The 20427-nt window shown below is 64.1% G+C and carries 15 protein-coding genes and 1 pseudogene; 5 read left to right on the top strand and 11 right to left on the bottom strand.

The features are described 5' to 3' along the window. Positions 1-147 precede the first annotated feature (147 nt). The 3 genes from BCAL_RS08310 to BCAL_RS12325 all read right to left on the bottom strand — a co-directional run bounded on the left by BCAL_RS08310 (position 148) and on the right by BCAL_RS12325 (position 4449). Entirely contained in the window at positions 148-2430 is a 2283-nt protein-coding gene (locus tag BCAL_RS08310) for an ArnT family glycosyltransferase (protein WP_238549673.1), read from the bottom strand. 62 nt (positions 2431-2492) lie between these two features. Then, positions 2493-3308, bottom strand: coding sequence for a dolichyl-phosphate beta-glucosyltransferase (locus BCAL_RS08305; RefSeq protein WP_052118940.1), 816 nt, complete (start codon positions 3306-3308; stop codon positions 2493-2495). A gap of 454 nt (positions 3309-3762) precedes the next feature. Next, complete coding sequence (locus BCAL_RS12325) at positions 3763-4449, bottom strand: hypothetical protein (protein ID WP_152600279.1); 687 nt, start codon at positions 4447-4449, stop codon at positions 3763-3765. A 280-nt stretch (positions 4450-4729) separates the two neighbouring features. Here BCAL_RS12325 and BCAL_RS08295 point away from each other — a divergent pair, with 280 nt between their 5' ends. The 3 genes from BCAL_RS08295 to BCAL_RS08285 all read left to right on the top strand — a co-directional run bounded on the left by BCAL_RS08295 (position 4730) and on the right by BCAL_RS08285 (position 9072). Beyond that, a complete protein-coding gene (locus BCAL_RS08295) occupies positions 4730-5995 on the top strand; it encodes a sensor histidine kinase (RefSeq protein ID WP_081887392.1) in 1266 nt (421 codons plus the stop codon). Between the two features lie 147 nt (positions 5996-6142). Beyond that, the gene (locus tag BCAL_RS08290; protein ID WP_043163809.1) at positions 6143-6808 is read left to right on the top strand and encodes a response regulator transcription factor; all 666 of its coding nucleotides are present in this window, start codon (positions 6143-6145) and stop codon (positions 6806-6808) included. A gap of 143 nt (positions 6809-6951) precedes the next feature. Further along, positions 6952-9072 (top strand): GmrSD restriction endonuclease domain-containing protein, encoded by a 2121-nt coding sequence (locus BCAL_RS08285; protein WP_043163807.1) that lies wholly within the window; start codon positions 6952-6954, stop codon positions 9070-9072. A 42-nt stretch (positions 9073-9114) separates the two neighbouring features. Here BCAL_RS08285 and BCAL_RS08280 read toward each other — a convergent pair whose 3' ends face one another. From BCAL_RS08280 to BCAL_RS12815, 4 genes are all read right to left on the bottom strand, one after another. Further along, a complete protein-coding gene (locus BCAL_RS08280) occupies positions 9115-10848 on the bottom strand; it encodes a ComEC/Rec2 family competence protein (protein WP_043163805.1) in 1734 nt (577 codons plus the stop codon). Further along, complete coding sequence (locus tag BCAL_RS08275; RefSeq protein WP_052118937.1) at positions 10848-11537, bottom strand: ComEA family DNA-binding protein; 690 nt, start codon at positions 11535-11537, stop codon at positions 10848-10850. The genes BCAL_RS08280 and BCAL_RS08275 overlap by 1 nt, the downstream gene beginning before the upstream one ends. Before the next feature lie 268 nt (positions 11538-11805). Continuing rightward, positions 11806-14748 carry a leucine--tRNA ligase gene (leuS, locus tag BCAL_RS08270; RefSeq protein WP_043163803.1) on the bottom strand — a complete coding sequence of 981 codons (2943 nt, stop codon included), beginning with the start codon at positions 14746-14748 and terminating at the stop codon, positions 11806-11808. A gap of 175 nt (positions 14749-14923) precedes the next feature. Beyond that, positions 14924-15085: an MIT C-terminal domain-containing protein gene (locus BCAL_RS12815; RefSeq protein ID WP_081887386.1), complete on the bottom strand. Its 162-nt coding sequence runs from the start codon at positions 15083-15085 to the stop codon at positions 14924-14926. An 88-nt stretch (positions 15086-15173) separates the two neighbouring features. On the opposite strand from BCAL_RS12815, the gene BCAL_RS13260 reads away from it, so the two are divergent. Continuing rightward, entirely contained in the window at positions 15174-15431 is a 258-nt protein-coding gene (locus BCAL_RS13260; RefSeq protein WP_156101974.1) for a hypothetical protein, read from the top strand. A 111-nt stretch (positions 15432-15542) separates the two neighbouring features. Here BCAL_RS13260 and BCAL_RS08265 read toward each other — a convergent pair whose 3' ends face one another. Together BCAL_RS08265 and BCAL_RS08260 are read right to left on the bottom strand one after the other, a co-directional pair. Next, the gene (locus BCAL_RS08265; RefSeq protein ID WP_043163801.1) at positions 15543-15887 is read right to left on the bottom strand and encodes a type II toxin-antitoxin system PemK/MazF family toxin; all 345 of its coding nucleotides are present in this window, start codon (positions 15885-15887) and stop codon (positions 15543-15545) included. After that, on the bottom strand, positions 15884-16153 hold the full coding sequence (locus BCAL_RS08260; RefSeq protein WP_043163799.1) for an AbrB/MazE/SpoVT family DNA-binding domain-containing protein: 270 nt from the start codon (positions 16151-16153) through the stop codon (positions 15884-15886). Before BCAL_RS08260 ends, BCAL_RS08265 begins: the two co-directional genes overlap by 4 nt. A 444-nt stretch (positions 16154-16597) precedes the next feature. On the opposite strand from BCAL_RS08260, the gene BCAL_RS08255 reads away from it, so the two are divergent. Further along, the gene (locus tag BCAL_RS08255; protein WP_043163797.1) at positions 16598-17935 is read left to right on the top strand and encodes an ATP-binding protein; all 1338 of its coding nucleotides are present in this window, start codon (positions 16598-16600) and stop codon (positions 17933-17935) included. Between the two features lie 427 nt (positions 17936-18362). On the opposite strand, the pseudogene BCAL_RS14095 reads toward BCAL_RS08255, so the two are convergent. Next, positions 18363-18939 (bottom strand): annotated as a pseudogene (locus BCAL_RS14095) (ABC transporter ATP-binding protein); the annotation flags it as partial. A 128-nt stretch (positions 18940-19067) separates the two neighbouring features. Beyond that, entirely contained in the window at positions 19068-20315 is a 1248-nt protein-coding gene (gene glgA, locus BCAL_RS08245) for a glycogen synthase (protein ID WP_043163795.1), read from the bottom strand. Positions 20316-20427 lie beyond the last annotated feature (112 nt).

The following is a 20427-nucleotide window of genomic DNA, read 5'->3' as shown; positions in this document are numbered from 1 at the left end:
GTTCAGTCCCCATCTTAGGGGTACGAAGCTTACGATTCCATGAATACGTTCGCTGTGGACGTATGTGGACATGGGCGTCGGGCCCGATCCGTATGGATTCGGGGCCCGACGTATGAGATGTATGACGAGTCGCAAGGCGGATGACCGTCAGCTCGCCGATGACGTCAGGTCGTAGATGGTGACTCCATCCACGGTCTGCGCCTCGTAGTGTTCGGAGACCCAGGAGGCGATCTCGCTCGCCGCGTCGGATCCGCCGAGCTGGCGGCCTCCCATGCCACCACCGGAGATGTAGTAGTGGATGAGGCCCTGTTCGACGTAGCTCTTGAACTGCTCGAGGGAGGGGGCCGGGTCGGAGCCGTTGAAGCCGCCGATGGCCATGACGGCCTGTTCGCTGGCCAGCTGGTAGCTGGCGGCGTTCTGGGAGCCGGTGGTGGCCGCTGCCCAACGGTACTGGTCGGAGTTCTCCTTGAGCAGGGCGACGACCTCCTCGCTGGCGGTGCCGCCGCCGAGCAGGCCTCCGCCCATACCGCCGCCGGAGCCGCGCTGACCGTCATTGCCATAGGTCGACGACTGGCCGTCCGGTTGCTGACCGTCCGGTTGCTGGCCGTCCGATCCGGCTGACTGGCCGTCGGTCGACTGTCCCGGCATGCCCATGCCGCCGGGAGCGCTCTGGCCGCCGGATCCACCGCCCGGGCCTGTCTGACCGCCCGGACCGCCGGGACCGCCCATGCCACCGCCCGGACCGCCCATACCGGTCGAGTTGGTGACGTTCGGACCGGCGGTGACGATCGAGCCTGTGTGCCCGGTGGAGACGGTGTACGCGGTCCATGCCAGAGGACCGGCGGCGAGCGCCACCGCCGCGAGCGCGCAGGCGCCGGCACCGGCGATCGTGATGGCCCGCCTTGCATGCGGCGTGCGCAGGAAGCGCATCTCGCGTGTCGGCGCGGCCGCGGCCGAGACGATGATCAGCAGGAGCGTCGCGATGAGTCCGGCCGCCATGACGAGGTATCTGAGCCACGGCAGCCAGGTGGAGCGGCCGAGCAGCTCGACGGCCCAGAACGTGTTGACGAGCACGAGGAGCGCAGCGACGACACGCGCCCAGAACCACTGTCGTTTGGCCCACAGTCCGCTTACGGCGATGGCGACGAGTGCGGCCACCGCGGGTGCGAGGGCGACGGTGTAGTACTGGTGGAAGATGCCGGCCATGAAGCTGAAGGTGAGCCATGTGACGATGAGCCAGGATCCCCACACGAGGGTGCCGGCGCGGCGCAGGTCGGTGCGGCGGCTGCGGCGGGCGACGATCAGCCCGATGGCGATGCCGGCGAAGGCGATCGGCGCGAGCCATGCGATCTGTCCGCCGTACTCGCCGTCGAACAGTCGGGTCAGGCCGGTCTGTCCCCACATGCCGCCGCCGTTGCCGCCGCCCATGCCGCCGCCCCCACCAACGACGGCTCCGGTTTCGTCGCCGGTGATGCGGCCGAGACCGTTGTAGCCGAAGGTGAGTTCGAGGAAGGAGTCGGTCTGCGATCCGCCGATATAGGGGCGGGATCCGGATGGCACGAGGACGGTCAGGGCCACCCACCATCCGGCGGAGACGACCACGGAGGCGATGGCGGCGAGGCCGTCGACGATGCGTCGGACGAGTCCGGTGGGCGAGGCGACGAGGAAGGCGAGTGCGAATCCGGGCACGACGAGGAACACCTGCATCTGCTTGGTGAGGAAGCCGAATCCGATGCATGCGCCTGCGAGGATCATCCACAGGGTGCGGCTGCGGTTGCCGGCACGCGTGTCGGGGTATTCGAGGGCGCGCATGACCGAGGCGGTGGCGCCGGTCATGAGCAGCACGAGGAGCGCGTCCGGGTTGTTGAAGCGGAACATGAGTGCCGCGACGGGCGTGGTGGCGAGCGTGAGTCCTGCGATGACGCCGGCCCAGTTGCCCCATGTGCGTCGGATGGTGGCGTAGAGGATCCACACGCTGGCCATGCCGCACAGCGCCTCGGGCAGGAGTATCGCGAAGGAGTTCAGGCCGAGGACGCGCACGGACAGGGCCATGAGCCAGATGGCTGCCGGCGGCTTGTCGACGGTGATGGCATTGCCGGAGTCGAGCGACCCCCACAGGAACGCCCACCAGTCCTTGGATCCGGCCTGGGCCGCTGCGGAGTAGAACTCGTTGGCGTACCCGGAGGCGGTGAGGTTGACGAACATGATGATGGCGGTGAACGCCATCATGCCGCCGAAGCCGATCCAGTCGGCGGTGGTGCGTCGCGTGGCGATGTTGGATCGCACGGTGGGGTTGGTGCGGGTGTCGACGTATCGTCCGGCAGGCATCGGCGCGCCGGAGTCCGGACGATGGTATCGGCTGCGGTTCCTCGTCTGTGCGGATGCGGAGCCGTCCGATGAGGGGATGGCCGATGCGGTTGTGGTGGTCATATAGGGAGCTGTCCTTGGGTATTGGTGATCGATGGTCTATGGAATGTTTGCCGTCGGAGCGTTCAGGCCGTTGCGGCGACTCGCATGCGGTTCAGCGTGCCGTTCATGCGCCACATGCCCTTGAGATCCTTTCTCACGGTGTCGGGAATGTTGACGGTGCTGCCCGGATCCTCGACCCAGCGGACGGGGAACTCGTACATGCGCATGCCGGTGGCCTGAGCCAGCAGCAGCATCTCCGTGTCGAAGAACCATTCGTCGTCCTGGATGTAGGGCAGCAGATGTCTGGCGGCGGATGCGGTCATGGCCTTGAAGCCGCATTGCGCGTCGTGGAAGGAGGCGCCTAGCAGCATGCGCAGCATGCCGTTGTAGGTGCGGGAGATGAATTCGCGTTTGGCGGATCTGGTGACTTCGGAGTCGTCGAAGAGTCTGCATCCGAAGGCGACGTCGGCGAATCCGTAGACGAGGGTGCCCACGAGCGTGCCGGTCTGGTGGATGTCGGTGGACAGGTCGACGTCCATGTAGGAGACGACCTTGGCACGGGACTCGCCCCAGGCGAGTTTGAGTGCGCGCCCCCGCCCCTTGCGTGCGATGCGGACGGCTCGCACACGGCCCGGATACTGGGATGCGAGGCGGGAGGCGATGGCCCATGTGTCGTCGGTGCTGGCGTTGTCGGCGATGACGATCTGCCAAGTGTAGGCCCACCCTTCGATCTGGCTGGAAGCCAGATGGTTCATCAGGGTGAGCACGGATTCGGCGAGCTGCTCCTGCTCGTTGTAGACGGGGATGACGATGTCGGCGTCCACGGGGCGCGGCTCCCCCACACGTTCGACGATGCCGGTTCGCGGCGCCCCGTACGCCGTCCCGGTTGTTCCGATCATTCCGGTCGATCCATATGTCGACTCGGTGTTGGATGCGATGCGGCCGGCATCGTCCGTAAGTTTCGGCTGCGGTGTCGCGGCAGCTGGCGTTGTGATTGCTGTGCTCATGACTCTTATGAAACAGCCGCTTTCCTAGTGGCGTCTTAGCCGAGCGTAAAGCGTTCCCGGCAGTGTCGGGGAAGAGTCCTCAACGTTCCCTGAACGCTTGCTGGATGCGCAGGGCCGCAACTGAGCCACGTGAATGATTCGACAGCGTCACATTTTCCCGAAAACAAGCCACTCCTCGGGAATATGTGACGCTCAGTCGCACTCAGCGTCACGTTTTCCCGCGGAATGGACGAATCTCGGGAATATGTGACGCTCAGTCGAACAGATATTCAGTCGAGCTCATGAATGCCCGATGTCGCATATTCCCGATGACGCACATTCCCGAGCAACGGGGCCGATGGCGCCGTCACTGACCGGCGTTCCAGTCCACGGGGATGTCGCAGTACGCGTTCGCACCGGATCCGCTGCCATCATGCCTGGAGACGCTCTTGCCGTTCACGATGATCTCGCAGGACAGTCGGATGCCGCTTGGATCCGGGGTCTCGTAATCGGTGGACGTGACGCTGAGCGTCGGATACTCACCTGCCTCCTTTCCGGTCATGGTCTTCTCCCATGTGCCGTTGAAGTCCTCCGTGTGGCTTTCCCCGATTCCTCCGTACATCACGCTTGCGGGACCGTTGCTGGTGGCCTTCATCGTGATCGAGCGTTCCTCGTCTGCCTTTTTCTGCTCCGTCTGGCTCTGCTGCACTTCGTTGGAGACGCTGTCGATCGCCTTGCCGTAGCTGCTCTGGGTGACCAGCACGATGGCGATGGCGATGATGGACAGGATCGCGGCCGCGATCGCCAGTCCCCTGCCCCGCTTGCGTCCTCTGGACCGCGTCGCGACCACGCCGACGATGGCGAAGACTATGCCGATCGCACCGAGAACGGCGGCGAAGTTGTTTACGATGGGAACCCAGCTGAGCAATACGGCGATGACGCCGAACACCAGACCGACAACGGAGGATGCGCTCAGGTTCCTGTGGGCGTGGGGAGCAGGCGTCCTTCCGAGGTTCGGTTGGCCCTGTGACGGAAGCGGAATGTTGTCGGTCATGGTTTCCTCTTTCTCCATTCGTTTCTTGCGCATGGGACTTTGCGCGGCGTGATTTCGACGTTATTCGCCGAACCGGAGTCATGTCAGTGTACGAACGGACATTTCCGCCTGCCCGTTCGGGCGACGGCGGCATGCGGGATGCGCCCGCATGTCCAATGGCACCGCGGGGCGTGATGGCAATACAGTGGAATCCATGGGAATCGAGAAGAAGCAGGACAGCCCCCGTCCGGAGCCGGATGACGAGGTGCCGGTGCGCACGCGGCGATGGTGCTCGTTCGTCATGATCCCCGTGGCCGCGATGTTCAGCCTCGCGCAATGCTCGTATGCGACCACGGAGTACATGGATCACCCCCAGGGAGCCATGTATCCGTGGATGATGCTGTCCACGCTGCTGACGCTGGTGCTCCCGTTCGTCCTCGTCATGCGGGACCGGCATCCCGAACCGGTGTTCTGGGCCGCATGCGTGATCGTGATGGTCTTTCCGTACGATTCGATGCTCGCGCTCATGGCGATGACCTCGTTGCTGGCACGGCGATCCTCACGCATGCGCACGATACGCGCCATCACGGTGGGCGCGTCCGTAAGCGTGTGGGCGCAGCTGCGTGACGCGCTGCGCCCGGCGGACTCGTCCATCTGGCATCTGTTCTTCTCCAAACCGGACACCGGAACGAACGGCGTGCCGATCGAAATGCTCACCGGTGAGGGGCCGATCATCGCGACATCCGTGGTAGCGGCGCTCATCGGCACGGCGATCGCCGCCCTGATCGGACTGCATATCCGCTCTCGGGCGAGTCTCGACACCGTCCAGGCGAAGGCGGACGCCGCCGCCACGCATGCGGCGACGCTGCAGCATGATCTGACGAACCAGCAGCTTGCCGATGCGATCGCCGCCGAAGCGCACGATACGCTCGCCCATTCCCTGTCGCTGCTGGCATTGAACGCGAGCGCGCTGCAGGCCGAAACGGCACGTCTGGAGCCCTCCGAACAGGCCGAATCGATCGCGCGCAAGGCCGAGGACATTCGTCGTCAGGCGGCCGGGGCGCTCGATGAGGCGCATCAGATCATCGACATGCTGCGTCATCCACAGAACGCATGGGAGCAGCTGACGAACGCGGAGGAGACCGAGCTGACCCGCGAGTCGTTGGGGGCATTGATCGCGCAGACGCGCGACGCGGGGCAACGACTCGACACGTGGATCGACATCCGTCAGTTGGGCGAACTCGACGACGCGGTCGCAAAGGTCGCCTATCGGGCGGTTCAGGAGGGATTGACGAACGCACGCAGGCACGCGCTTCAGGCGCCGGTGTCGTTGGAGGTGACGGTGAATCCGGAAGCCGGGGTGCATGTGCATCTAAGCAATCCGATGCCTTCCGTCGCATCGGACGCATCACCGGAACCGACCAGATCGCCGGCGCACGGCAACGGACTGGCCGGGCTGACTGCACGGGCGATGTCGGTTGGAGGAGCCTGCCGCTACGGTGTCGACGACCGTCACGTATTCCATCTGGATGTGCGCTTGCCGTGGCGCGGACGCGCACATGCCTAGGATGGCATGGTGAGGCATGAGGAACGAATGCGGCGGGATGAATGGGCCGAACGGCAGGACCGGCATGGACCAGACGGCCAGAACAGTCGGGACAGTCGGAATGGCCAGGATGGCCGGGATGGTGGCGGCGGTCGTGATAACGGGACGATGCCCGTGCTGGTGAGCGTCGTCGATGACGATCCGATGATCTGTCAGGCAATGAGCCTGATCCTCACCGACTACTCCGAAGGAAGGATCAAAGTCATATCCACGTCGACGTCGGGCGCGGACGCGGTGCTTCGCGCGCAACGGGAGCACCCGGACGTGGTGCTGATGGACATCGCGATGCCCGACATGGACGGCATCGAGGCGACGCGGCGGCTGCGCGCGCTCCCCCATCCGCCGCATGTCATGATCCTCACGTCGCTCAGTCCGTCGAACACCGTGGAGCGCGCCGTGGAGGCAGGTGTCGAGGGATTCGTCTCGAAGACCGATGCGCCGGGAGAGATCATCCGACGGGTGCTCGGCGTGTGCGAGGAGACGCCGCAGTTCAATGCGGCGAGCCAACGCCAGCTCATCGGCGATCTGCATGCACAGCGTCCGGTCTCCCGCAGGGACGAGGCGCGCGCCCTGCTCGATTCACTGCCCGAGCGTGAACGGGAGACCGTACTGCTCGCCGCGGAGGGGCTGACGAACGCGCAGATCGCCGAGCGCATGTTCATTTCGGAACGTACGGCGAAGGCGCATCTGTCGTCCGCGGCTGACAAGCTCGCGATGGGCCGCGTGCAGATGGCGCGTCTGGTGGAGCGTGCGGATCTGCCGCCGCGGCCGTAGACGCGCATCGGGGCGCATCAGGACATGCCGTCGACGGACAGGGACGACGCGCACGAACGATTCGGGTGCGCGAGGTGACGTCCGGTTCCGACGCTGCTAGGCTTGAAAACACAATCATTCTCCGGAAAGGGATCAGGGATCATATGTCCATCAATGCGAAGGAACTGCCGCTGGAGAAGGTCTTCACGCCCGACTATCGGTTCTTCATCCCCTCGTTCCAACGTCCCTACATCTGGCAGCCGGAGAACATCCAGCAGCTGGTCGACGATCTGGCCGGAGCCGCCAAGACGCCCGGCACGCCGTACTTCCTCGGATCGCTGATCCTGGTCCGCTCCGGCAGGGACAACCGCTTCGACGTGATCGACGGCCAGCAGCGTCTGGTGTCATTGGCGATCATCATCGCCGCGCTACGCGATCTGGAACGGGACCACGAGTGGATGCGGCTGTTGGACGCGCTCATCGTGGAGCCGGGAGACAAACTGCGCGGCATCAGGAACGAGCCGCGACTGACGCTTCGCGAGCGGGATGCGGCGTTCTTCCGCGAATACGTGCAGGAGGGCAATCTGGAGGCGCTGTTCGATCTGGGCGAGGAGGACTGGACGACCACCGCGCAGCGCAACATCACCCGCAACACGAAACGCGTCTACGACGAGCTGTCGAACATGAGCGAGGACGAGCGGCGGACGTTCGCCTCGTATCTGGTCAACGAGGTGACGCTGGTGATCGTCACCACCGACGATCTGGACAGCGCGCATCGCATCTTCGACGTGATGAACATGCGCGGTCTGCCGCTCACCCCGTCGGACGTGTTCAAGGCGCGCGCCACATCCGGTCTCAAGCCGGTCGAACTCGACGCGTACGCGCAGCGTTGGGACGACATCATGGATCCGCTCGGCGACGATTCGCCGGCCAGCGAACGGTTCTTCTCCTACCTGCATCTGATCGCCACCCACACTCCCGACAGCGACAAGCTCATCGAGGACTTCCTCACCGACGTGATGCAGCCGTATCTGGACAACGGCACGATGACGACGTTCATCGATCAGGTGCTCGCGCCGTACGCGATGGCCTGGCTGGTCATCACACGCCCCTCCGACACCGTATTGCCCGACGAGGTCAAGGCGCGGCTCGAATCACTCAACGACTACCCCAGCCATGAATGGAAGCCGGTGGCCATGTGGGCGTTGGTCCACTCGTTCCGCAATCTTGGCGCGCCGGACATCTCCCCGTTCGCCTCACGCGGAACGAGGGCCTCGCGCGCGTCGACGACGGTGAGAACGCTCGGCGCGCATGATTCGCAGCGACTCAACGAGATACTCGCGGCATTGGAGCGCATCACCGGCGTCGACACGCTGAACAGAACCGCGCCGTTCCGCAGGCGCGGACATGCGGCCGCGGCCATCCGGGACCTCGACAAAGGGTATCCGGTGCGCATGATCCGCGCCCTGTCGATCTCGTCCGACGACCGCGCCGGGGCATTGGTGCGACTGCACGGCGAGATGCAGGGCGATGACGATCTGATCCGTCTGCTGCTGATCAGAGCCAACGATCAGGCCGCCGAGACCCACCTGTCACGTCCGCGCAAGCTCAGCGCCCTGCCGATCATGCCGGTGGCGTTCGATCCGAAGTCGGCGTTCGCCGCATCCGGCTGGACGCAGGAGACGCACGACTATTGGATGTACCGTCTGGGCAACATGGCGCTCGCCCAGGGATCCGAAGACCAACTCGATAAGCTGACCGACTACGCAGGACGCCGCGACCGCATGCTCATGCGCGCCGATTCACGCCGATTCCCCCTGACCGAACAGCTCAAGCACTTCAACGAGTGCACGCCGGAGATGCTGCGCCACCGTCAGGAGGAGACGATCCGTCTGATCGCGGACCGCTGGGAGATCCGATACGACGAGAACCATACCGATCTGACGAGTCAGGACATCGACGAGCTCGCGGGCCATGGCAGGATCGCACGTCCCGTGCACAGCTCACGTCGCGTGACGATCAAGCAGGTCGTGGAGGCCGGGCTGCTCATCCCCGGCGAGAAGCTCGTATGGGATCGTCCACGCAAGGGCGAACGCTGGTTCGCGACCGTCACCGAGGACGGCAGGTTCCGTCTCGACGACGGATCCACCCACGCCTCGCCAACCGCGGCCGCGAAGGCCGCCGCCGGTGGGAAGAGCGCCGGCGGACTCTCCGTGTGGCGCAGGACCTCGGACAACCGCAACCTCGCCGACATCTGGAAGCAGTTCCGTCAGCAGGCGGAGTGACATGCGATCAGGCGGCAGACGCGTCCGACCGTCCGATCCTGACTAGTCGAGGTATTGGTCGAGATGCCGGATCATGCGGATCGTGTCGTCCCACCAGATGCGGATCCGATTGCGTGGGTTCGCGGTGAACGGTATGCCGGGAAGCGCGTGGACGGCCTGTGAAGGGCCGAGCATGCGGGCTATTGCGATGACGGCGCTGCTACTCGCCGCTTCGACCCCGGCGAGTAGCAGCGCCCCGCCCACTCCCCCTGCCCATGGCACGACCGCGTGATCGCCGCCGCCAAGCCACATCGCCACCCGTTCCATGACGCGGGTTCCCCACGAAGCCACCCACGCGAGCATCGACGCCATTTCGACGTTCATCCATGCGACGGCGAGGCCTGCGAGTCCCATGATCGTGGCGAAGTCGACGACCGGTGCGACGAGCAGGTTCGCCGGAATCGACCATACCGGCAGCTGCGGCTCCATCATCACCTGTATCGGCAGCGTGGCGGTCTGCGCGGCGAGCGTCATCGCAAGCGCATCGGCGAGCCTATCCGGCAGCAGCAGCGCCATCACCTCGGCGATCGGTTCGGACATCATGACGATGCCCAGCACGGCCGCACTCGAAAGCGCGAACCCGTAGCTCCACGCCAGGCTCGGATCGCCCAGCAGCATGACGATGACGGTCACGCACAGGGCGCTCAACGCCTGCGTTCTGCGCCCCAAGTACAGGGCTGCGGCGCCGATCCACCCCATGACGAGTGCACGGGAGACGCTGTCTCCCGGTGCCATCAGCGCTGCGAGCACCGCCGTGGAGACCACCCACAGAATGGCCACGATCCGCCGTGGCACAAGCAGACGGGCGCATGCGCGACGCACCAGTCCCGCGATGATGACGAAGTGTCCACCGGAGACGGCCATGAGATGCATGATGCCGGCGGCGCGGAAGCGTTCCTCAAGCTGGGTGGCGTAGGTGTCGTTGATCGGACGCGCATCGTACGCGGAAGGCAGATGATCCTGTCCGAGGAATCCCATCGTGAGCCCCGGCACGAGCACGCGCCCCTGTTCGGACAGGCCCGAGGTCGCTCGGAAGAACGACTCCTGCACATGTTCGCGGCACCGTTCGGGCCATGGCTGCTCCTGCAGCAGACGCAATCCATCCTCGCCCTGCACGCTCATCCACAGCGGGGTCGAGCCGAATCGTGCCTCGCCGAACGCGCCGGACACGCGATACACGGCGCCGCGATGGATACGGGTGCAGTCGTCGTCCAATGCGAACACGCGCACCCGTGCATGGGATCCGACGCGTATGATGCCGTCGTCGATGGCCTGCAATCGCATTTCCGCCTGACAATCGGCCTCGCGATTGGAGGAGACCTGCACCGGTTCGATGACCGTTCCCTCGATGTGCATGTATCCGGATGTCTCCCGCGCCTTCGCCGCAGCAGGATCATGCCATGCGATCGCCTTGACGGACCAGGTCGCGATCATGCCGAGCAGCGCGGTCATCACGCACACCATGACGATCTCCCGCCCGATGCCGATACGCGCAAGTCGGGTGGACAGGAGCCAGATCGCGATGCCGATGGCGGCCGCTGCGGCGACGCTGATCACGATCGTCGCGCCGTCAAGGGTGACGCCACCCATGGTCGATGCCACCAGAGCGTCGAACAGGAACCGGGCGAACAGGCATGCCGCCCACAGCGTGATCGCGACGGGAAGGAGACGCCGATCGCGGCTGCCGCATTCGACGCGGGACTCGCGCGCCCTGCGTGCGCCCGTCTTCCTGCCCATCAGACCCTGACCTTCGGGCGTATCTTCTCCAGGGTCTTCGCTCCGATGCCGGAGACGTCGAGGAGCTGGTCGACGCTGGTGAACCGTCCGATCCGTTGACGATGGTCGAGGATCTTCTGCGCCGTGACGGGCCCTATGCCGGGGATGGCGTCCAGTTGCTCCAGCGTGGCGGTGTTGAGGTCAAGTCGGGGATCGGCGGGATCGGGAACGGTCGGAGCGGACTGCGGTTCGGAGGTTCCGTCACCTGCTTCGGTACTGGTTTCGACATCGTCTGCCGTCTTGTCCGCATCGTCCGAACCGGTCTGTCCGTTCGAATCGCTCCCGTCCTCATCAGCGTCCGAGGAACCCGGATCGGCGGTTTGCTCCTGTGTGTGCCGAGCGCCATCGATGGCGGCGTAGTTGATCGATTGTTGGATGAGCAGCGTCAGGCTCATGCAGGTGACGAACGTCATGATGAGGATCGCCGCCAGCGCGTGGGTTGCGGTGAACCGCAATCGTGGCTTGCCGTGGCGTGCGCGACGTTCGAATTCGTCGACGCTCGTGTCTGCGCCGTTGACGCCGGTCAGACGGGAGAGCGATTCCGACCGCTCGATCGTCGAATCGTCGTCGGGAGAGGGATGCGACTGGTACGCCGGCGTTGCATCCGTCGTCACCGGAGGACGCGCCGCCGGCGGATGCAACTGAGACATCGTCGGACGCGGCGGCAGAGGTACGGAATCCATGGTCGGACGCGAGGAGGCACGCCGAGACGACGGATCACGCAGATCACGGGAATGCGGCCGGGGATCGGCATCCGGCCCGGAGGAAAAACGAACGCCCATACCTCCCACGGTGGGGTTGTATGGGCGTTGAGTCCAGCCGAACGGCGAATGTGGACGAAACCCTTCGATTTCTTCACATTCGCCGTCGAAGACGGGCGATGATCGGAATCAACCGATCACTCGGGATCACTCGTGGTCACTCGGCCGGGACGATCGACACGATCTTCGGGGCCTTGACGATGACCTTGCGCGGCTCCTTGCCACCGAGACGGTCGGCGACGGCTTCGAGCGCGAGCTTCTGGAGCTCGGCCGGATCGATGTCCGGGGAGACCTCGAGCTTGGCGCGCACCTTGCCCTTGATCTGCACGACCGCGGTGACGGTGTCCTGACCGACGTAACGCTCGTCGGCCACCGGCCACGGGGCGGCCGACAGGGACTCGTCATGACCGAGGCGCGCCCACATCTCCTCGCAGATGTGCGGTGCGATCGGGGCGAGCATGAGGATCAGCGGCTCGACGGCGGCGCGCGGCACGGCCGGAAGGGAGGTCAGGTGGTTGTTGAGCACGATGAGCTTGGCGATGGCGGTGTTCGGACGCATGCCCTCCATCTCGACCGTCACGTCGGCGATCGTGTTGTTGAGCAGCTTCAAGGTCTTGGCGTCCGGAGTCTCCTCGCTGACATGGGCCTCGCCGGTCTCCTCGTCGATGACGTTGCGCCACAGACGCTGCAGGAAACGCATGCCGCCGACCACGTTGCGCGTGTTCCACGGGCGGGACTCGTCGAGCGGGCCCATGCTCATCTCGTACAGGCGGAACGTATCCGCGCCGTAGTTCTCGTACATGTAGTCCGGGGTGATGATGTTCTTGAGGCTCTTGCCCATCTTGCCGAACTCGCGGTTGGCGTGCTCGCCGTGCCAGGTGAACGTCGGCTCGCCGTTGGCGTCGGCCGGACCCTCCACGACCTCGTCGGCCGGCACGTACTGACCGCGGTCGTCGGTGTAGGCGTACGCCTGGATCATGCCCTGGTTGAACAGCTTGTGGAACGGCTCGGCCGAATCCACGTAGCCCAGATCGAAGAGGATCTTGTGCCAGAAGCGCGAGTACAGCAGGTGGAGCACGGCGTGCTCGACGCCGCCGATGTACAGGTCGACGCCGCCTTCGTCACCGGAGTACTTGTTGTGATTCGGGCCCATCCAGTAGTCGAACTCGTCCTTCTCGACCATGTGCGCGGTGTCGGACGGGTCGATGTAGCGCATGTAGTACCAGCAGGAGCCGGCCCAGTTCGGCATCGTGTTGGTGTCGCGGTAGTAGGTCTTCGGACCGTCGCCGAGGTCCAGCGTGACCTTGACCCAGTCCTCGTTGCGGCTCAGCGGCGCCTCCGGGTTGGATTCGGCGTCCATCGGGTCGAAGGTGCGCGGCTGATAGTCGGGCACGTCCGGCAGACCGATCGGCAGCATCGAGTCGGGCAGCAGGTGCGGGGTGCCGTCCTCGCCGTAGACGATCGGGAACGGCTCGCCCCAGTAACGCTGGCGGGAGAACAGCCAGTCGCGCAGACGGTAGGAGACGGTGCCCTTGCCGACGCCGGCGGACTCGAGCCACTCGTTGACCTTGGCGATGGCGTCGTCGACCCGCAGGCCGTTGAGGGAGAGCTCGTCTCCCTTGGCCTTGGTGGCCTCGACGCAGGAGTTGATGACGATGCCGTCATGGGAGACGAACGGCGCCTTGCCCTCGTAGTTGGCGAGGTCGTCACCCGACTCGGGCAGCGGCTGGACGGTGTAGATGACCGGCAGACCGAACTTGGTGGCGAAGTCGTAGTCACGCTGGTCACCGCCCGGCACGGCCATGATCGCGCCGGTGCCGTAGTCCATGAGCACGTAGTCGGCGGTGAACAGCGGCAGCTTCGCGCCGGTGATCGGGTTGATGGCGTACAGGCCGGTGAACAGGCCGGTCTTCTCGCCAGCCTCGTCGACGCGGTCCTTCGCGGTCTTCGATTCGGCCGCGAGACGGTAGGCCTTCACGGCCTCGACCGGAGTGGCGTAGCCGCCCTTCCAATCATCGGGGGTTTCGGACGGCCATTCGGCGGGCACGTCCTCGAGCAGGTGGTGCTCCGGGGAGACGACGGCGAAGGTGGTGCCGAACAGGGTGTCGGGGCGGGTGGTGTAGATCTCCATGTCCTTGACGCCGCTCGGGGTGTCGACCTCGAAGTGCACGGAGGCGCCGTGGCTTTCGCCGATCCAGTTGCGCTGCATGAGCTTGACCTTCTCGGGCCAGTCGATGCCGTCGAGGTCCTCGATGAGGCGGTGGCCGTACTTGGTGATGCGCATCGACCACTGGCGCAGCTCACGCTGGAAGACCGGGAAGTTGCCGCGCTCGGACTTGCCTTCGGCGGTGACCTCCTCGTTGGCGAGCACCGTGCCCAGGCCCGGGCACCAGTTGACCGGGGACTTGGAGATGTAGGCCAGACGGAAGTCGTTCAAGATGTCCTGCTGTTCGGCGTCGGTGAGCTGGCCCCAAGCCTTGCCGTCGGACTCGTGGCCGGGAATGGCCTTCTCGCCGTTCTCGAACTTGGCGACGAGCTCGGCGATCGGGCGGGCGGAGCCCTTCGTGCCGGACGGGTTGGTGGCGTCCTCGTCGTACCAGGCGTCGTAGATGCGCGAGAAGATCCACTGTGTCCAGCGCACGTAGCCGGGGTCGATGGTGGCGAAGGTGCGGCGGTTGTCGAAGCTCAGGCCCATGCGGTGCAGCTGGCGGGACATGTTGGCGATGTTCTGCTCGGTGGTGATGCGCGGGTGCTGGCCGGTCTGCACGGCGTACTGCTCGGCCGGCAGGCCGAAGGCGTCGTAGCCCATGGCGTGCAGGACGTTCTCGCCCTTCATGCGGTGGTAGCGGGAGACCACGTCGGAGGCGAGGTAGCCGAGCGGGTGGCCGACGTGAAGGCCCTTGCCGGACGGGTAGGGGAACATGTCCATCGCGAAGTAGGAGGGGCGTCCCTCGGCGTTGCGGCCCTTGCCGTCCTTCAGGTCGCCGGAGACGTTGGCGGCCCAGAACGTGCCCTCGTCATCCCACTTCTTCTGCCATTTGTTTTCGATGTCCTGCGCCAATGCGGCGTTGTAACGGAACTTCGGTTCAGTCTCACTCATACCGCACGATAATACACGCGCCCGCACCAAGATCCGCCGCCCGTCACGCATGGCGGGCGGGGTGATTGATGCGGGCGCGATATGTGCGACGGATGGCGTGCCTTGCGACGTTAGACCGAATTATGCGGCCTTCATGCTCGATCCGTTTTCGGAGGCATGCGATTCGTTCCTGATATTAGGTGATATCGCATGCGCGCACTCGACGCAGTTGTTGAAGTCTGGTCAACGGGTTGAGCCAGTCCTTGTCGTTGTACGGCTGATAGATGTCCAGACCGCGGCCGAGTACGACCTTCCATCCGGTGTCGGAGACGATTGAGCGGTCATGGATCGAGGACACGGCATATCAGACACACTATCCGGCACTTTTCCGGCAGTATCCGGCACTTTCTCACCAGTATCGTGCACTTCAGACGGAGTATCCGCACTTGATCGCCGTCGATCTGGGTATTCCACGGAACCGGCACCTGAGCGACGAACACGTCACCCTCGGTCAGCGTGGGCGCTTTGCCGGAGTACATGGTGGAGTATTTCGTCAGGTTGCGGGTGCCGCTGCCGAGTTCATCGGCACGCCCGATCTGGTGGAAAAAGTCGGCGATGGTCGGGTTCTTGGGCGTCGGCTCGAAATCGTCCAGCGTTATCGTGCCCGAGAACAGGGCTCGAATATTCGCAGTATCCGACGATAATTATGCCAATTACGCCCTTGCCCGCATCACCTTATCCAACCGGACAACCAAGGTAACCGGACAACCCGCCCGCCGGGTCCCGGGTGTGATCACCGTACGAGGTCGTTCAGCTCATGCGAAGCAGGCCAAAATCATCCCAGTGATGCGATCCATTTCATCACTCGGCACCCATCCGACGACTTCGGCACCCCTCGCTGCCAGATCCAGCGCCTTGAGCTGCTCCACCTCAACGAATCCCTCGATCGATTCGCCCATGGAAATCGGATGGACCGGGATATGCAGCGGGTATCCGTTGTCGGCCGACGTGATGGCGCAAGCCAAAGTCAGGTTGCAGGTACGGTTGAACTGTTCGTTTCCCACAACCAACAGATACCGCCGTTTGCGCTGTTCGTGACCGGCCGACGGATCGAGATCCGCGACGACGATGTCTCCTCTGCGGTATCCGTTGCCGGTCACAGCTCCTCCTGCCCTGCGGGATTGGCGAACCCATCCTCCGTAGGCTGCGGGCCCTGATAGTCAGAGAACAGGGCGTCAAGATCCGGCAGGACATATCGCCCCATCCTCCGTGTGGGTGTGGAGACCGGGCGTATGACGATCGCACCGTCCTTCACCTCCATGGTCACCGAGCTCCCCTCATGGATGCCGGCAAGTTCCCTGACCTCCCGGGGGATTCGAATCCCCTCGCTGTTTCCCCATTTCGTGACAGTAGCCGTAGCGAGCATGCGCCATCACCTCCTTACGTATATACATAAGGATATACACTGTTCGCGTGAAACGGCAAGTCGTATCCTCACCAGTCCTTGTAGCCGGGTTCGGCCACGTTCATGAGACTCGTGTAGGCCTGTTCCAATAGCACCAACATCATTGCCGGCATCGGTGATGTCGGCCTCATGTCCGGCGGCCTCGTCATCGCCATCAGCGGGCGTGGCGTTGCACCACACCACGTCTGATTCGCGGGCGTTGAACGCGTCGTACAGGTGCAGCTTGCGGTAGGCCGCGAGTATCTCGTCGCACGGGATCATCAAACGCGACGAATGTCGATATAGCGGCCACACGAATCACGACGAGTGCCGATATAGGCGTCACTGAAATGGCGATAAGTGTTCAAAATAAGCTATTCCAGAATCAGATAAGTGCAAGAAACGGTCTATACTGAAATCAGACGAATGTCATATACGGAGGTGGAGACGTTGAAACGCAAGGCTCACGAGCGCATCAAATTCTGGAAAACCCATAAGACCAAGCAAGCGTTGCTGGTGACCGGTGCGAGGCAGGTGGGCAAGACCTTCATCATCGAGGAGTTCGGCCGCGCCGAATACAAACACATGGTCGAATTCAACCTCGCGCTTGACGACTACGCCCGACAGTCCTTCGCTCAGGCGACAAGTCCCGACGACCTGCTGTTTCGCATCTCCGTCGCGGCCAGCGGATTACTTGTTCCAGGAGAGACTTTGGTGTTCCTCGACGAGATCCAGCAATGTCCCCAGATCGTGACCTTCATCAAAGGACTCGTGGACAAGGGCGACTACGACTACATTCTCTCCGGCTCGCTGCTGGGCGTGGAACTGGAGGACGTCCGATCACTGCCCGTCGGCTATCTGGACGAATTCGCCATGTATCCGCTCGACTTCGAAGAATTCTGCTGGGCGAACGGACTTGTGGAGACCGCATTCGATGTCGTACGTGAGTGTTTTACGAACACGAATGAGGTCCCCGATTTCATCCATCGTCGACTCACCGACTTGTTCCACCGCTATCTGCTGGTGGGCGGCATGCCGGCAGCCGTGACCTCCTTCATCGAGAACAATACCATCGACCCCGTGCGGGCCATCCAATCGAACATCCGCACATACTATGAGCACGACATCAAGCAATACGCGCCCAAGGAGAACCGACTCACCATCCAGGAAATCTACCGACTCATCCCCAACGAGCTGCAAAGCCAGAACCGCCGGTTCCAGATCAGCTCCATCACCGACGTCAAGCGATTCAGCCAGATCGAAGACGAATTCCTGTGGCTCACCGGGGCCAACGTGGCACTGCCGGTCTTCAACGCCGCCGCTCCGATCGCCCCGTTGCGGGCCAATTCGGAACGTCGGCTGATGAAGCTGTTCTACTCGGACGTCGGCCTATTGGTCGGGTCCTACGGCAAGAAGTCCGCGCTGGGGATCCTCGACGGCAACGCCTCAATGAACATGGGCGGCGTCTATGAGAACGTCGCCGCGCAGGAACTCGTCGCACACGGATTCGATCACCTGTACTACTTCACCAAAAAGGGCATCGGGGAACTCGACTTCCTCGTCGAAACGGCCGACGGCGACATACTGGCGCTGGAAATCAAATCGGGAGCCAGATTCCGATCTCACGCCGCTCTCGACAACGCTTTGTCAACGCCCGGATACGACATCGACAAAGCTTATGTCCTCGCCGAAACCAACGTGAGTGAGAAGGACGGCGTCACGTACCTTCCCATGTACATGCTCTCGATGCTGCGCAACGGATAAGGCACGATGCGCCGAAGCCGACCCGTCTTGTCCCCACGCATTCCGTGCGCTCCGCAGCTTCCGTGTGAGGCGGTTTCTCACACGGAACCGCATCACACGGAATCTTCTCACACGGCGAAGGCGGACCAGCGGTTGTGGGAATGCTCGACCTCGATGGGCATGCCGAACAGGGCGGACAGGCGCTCGTTCGTCAGGCCCTCCTCGAGCGGTCCGGTGTAGATGATGGTGCCGGCGCCGGGGTTGCCGGCGGAGTCGAGCCCCTCCTCGGTGGCATCCTCGGCTGGGATCGGCTTGCGGCCCATGATGGCGATATGGTCGAACCCGGCGGGGATTTCCTCCAAACGGTGGGTGACGAGCACGACCGCACGGTTGGAATCCTCCTGTCCGATACGGCTCAGCGTGCGCATCACCTGCTCGCGGCCACCCAGATCGAGGCCGGTGGTCGGCTCGTCCATGATGAGCAGCTCCGGGTTGCCCATCAGCGCGCGGGCGATGAGCACGCGGGTGCGCTCGCCTTCGGACAGACGCCACATCTCCTTGCCTTCGAGATAGCTCACGCGGAAGTCGCTCAACAGGTTGCGGGCGCGCGCGTACTCCTCCTCGGTGTACGTGTCGCGCCAGCGTCCGGTCACGGCGGACAGACCGGTGACGACCGCGTCGAGCGGATCCTCGAATTCGGGGAACTGACGGCCCAGATCGGCGGAGGCCAGTCCGATGCGCGTACGCAGTTTGAACACGTCGTATTTGCCGAGCTGGTGGCCGAGGATGAACACGCGTCCCTCCGAGGGGAAGGTGCGCGTGGCGAGCATGCCCACGGCGGTGGACTTGCCGATGCCGTTGGGGCCGAACAGCACCCAGCGCTCCCCCGCGCGGATGGTCAGGTTCACGTCGGTGATGATCACGCGGCGCTTGCGGCGGAATTCGACGTCCTCGAGCCTGAGCACGACGTTGTCGTCGCAGGCGTCTGCTGCGGTGTTTGCGGTGTTGCTGACGTTCTCGGTCATGCGATGGGTCCTCTCCGTTGCCATTGGTATGTGTGCACGTTCTCTTGTGCGCTTTCCGCCGATTATCGACGATGGGCCTCCCCTCGTGCAAGGGAAGGCCCATTTGTCAATCAGTTATCGGACGAGCGTCACTTCTGTTCGGCGAGCACGTCCTCGTAGACCTTGACGGTCTTGTCGGCGATGGACTCCCAGCTGAAGTGGTCTCGGGCACGCTCGTAGCCGGCCTGTCCCATCTTCTTCGCGAGTTCCGGGTCGGCCATGACCTTGTCGATGGCGGCGGCCATATCGTGGACGAACTTGTCCGGGTTCGTGGGCGTGCCGGTGCCGTCGCGCAGCTGCTCGATCGGCACGAGGTAGCCGGTCTCGCCGTCGACGACGACCTCGGGGATGCCGCCGGTGGCGGAGGCGACGACCGGCAGACCGCAGGCCATGGCCTCGAGGTTGACGATGCCGAGCGGCTCGTAGATGGACGGGCAAATGAACGCGTCGCAGCCGTGCTCGAGGGCGTTGAGCTCCGGACGGGGCAGCATCTCCTCGATCCAGATGATGTTGCCGCGCTCCTCGTCGAGCTTGGCGAACGCGGTCTTGACCTCCTCGGCGATCTCCGGGGTGTCGGGCGCGCCGGCGCACAGCACCACCTGGATGCCCTTGTCGATCAGGTGCAGGGCCTGAAGCAGGTACGGCAGGCCCTTCTGGCGGGTGATGCGGCCGACGAACAGCAGGGTCGGCTTCGAGCGGTCGATGTGGTAGCGATCGAACACGCCCCACGCCGGATCATCCTCGGCGGGGGTCTCGAAATCGGACATCGTGATGCCGTTGTGCACGACGACGACCTTGTCCGGGTCGAGGTCCGGGTAGGCGGTGAGGATGTCCTCGCGCATGCCGCCGGAGACGGCGATGACGCGGTCGGCGTGCTCGTAGGCGTCCTTCTCGGCCCAGGAGCTCAGGTTGTAGCCGCCGCCGAGCTGCTCGCGCTTCCACGGGCGGAACGGTTCGAGGCTGTGCGCGGTGATGACCAGCGGCGTGCCGTGCAGCATCTTGGCGAGGTAGCCGGCCAGGCAGGCGTACCACGTGTGGGCGTGGGAGATGTCCGCGTCCACGTCGTTGGCGATCTGCAGGTCCACGCCGAAGGTCTTCAGGGCCGGGTTCGCGCCGTCCAGCTCGCTGGGGGTGCCGTATCCGACGACCTTGAGCGATCCCTTCGCCTCGGCGGCGTTGGGGATGGCCGGAACATCAGCCTCGGTGCGGGGACCGTCGAACGCGCGCACGGTCACGTCGACGCGCTCGGCCAGTACCTTGGACAGCTCCTCGGCATGCACGCCGGCTCCACCGTAGACGTGCGGCGGGTATTCGCGGGTGAGAATGTCGACCTTCATTGGTTCCTACCTCTCTTTGACGATTAGAGAATCCAGCAGTTCCCACTCTACGGCACGACATACGGAAAAACGCACAACCTTGCATCCTGCGTTTCCTGATTCCGCGATACAG

It is taken from the genome of Bifidobacterium callitrichos DSM 23973 (assembly GCF_000741175.1).
In the GTDB taxonomy this organism is placed as follows: Bacteria; Actinomycetota; Actinomycetes; order Actinomycetales; family Bifidobacteriaceae; genus Bifidobacterium; species Bifidobacterium callitrichos.
This window is presented reverse-complemented; position numbering and strand designations above follow the sequence as displayed.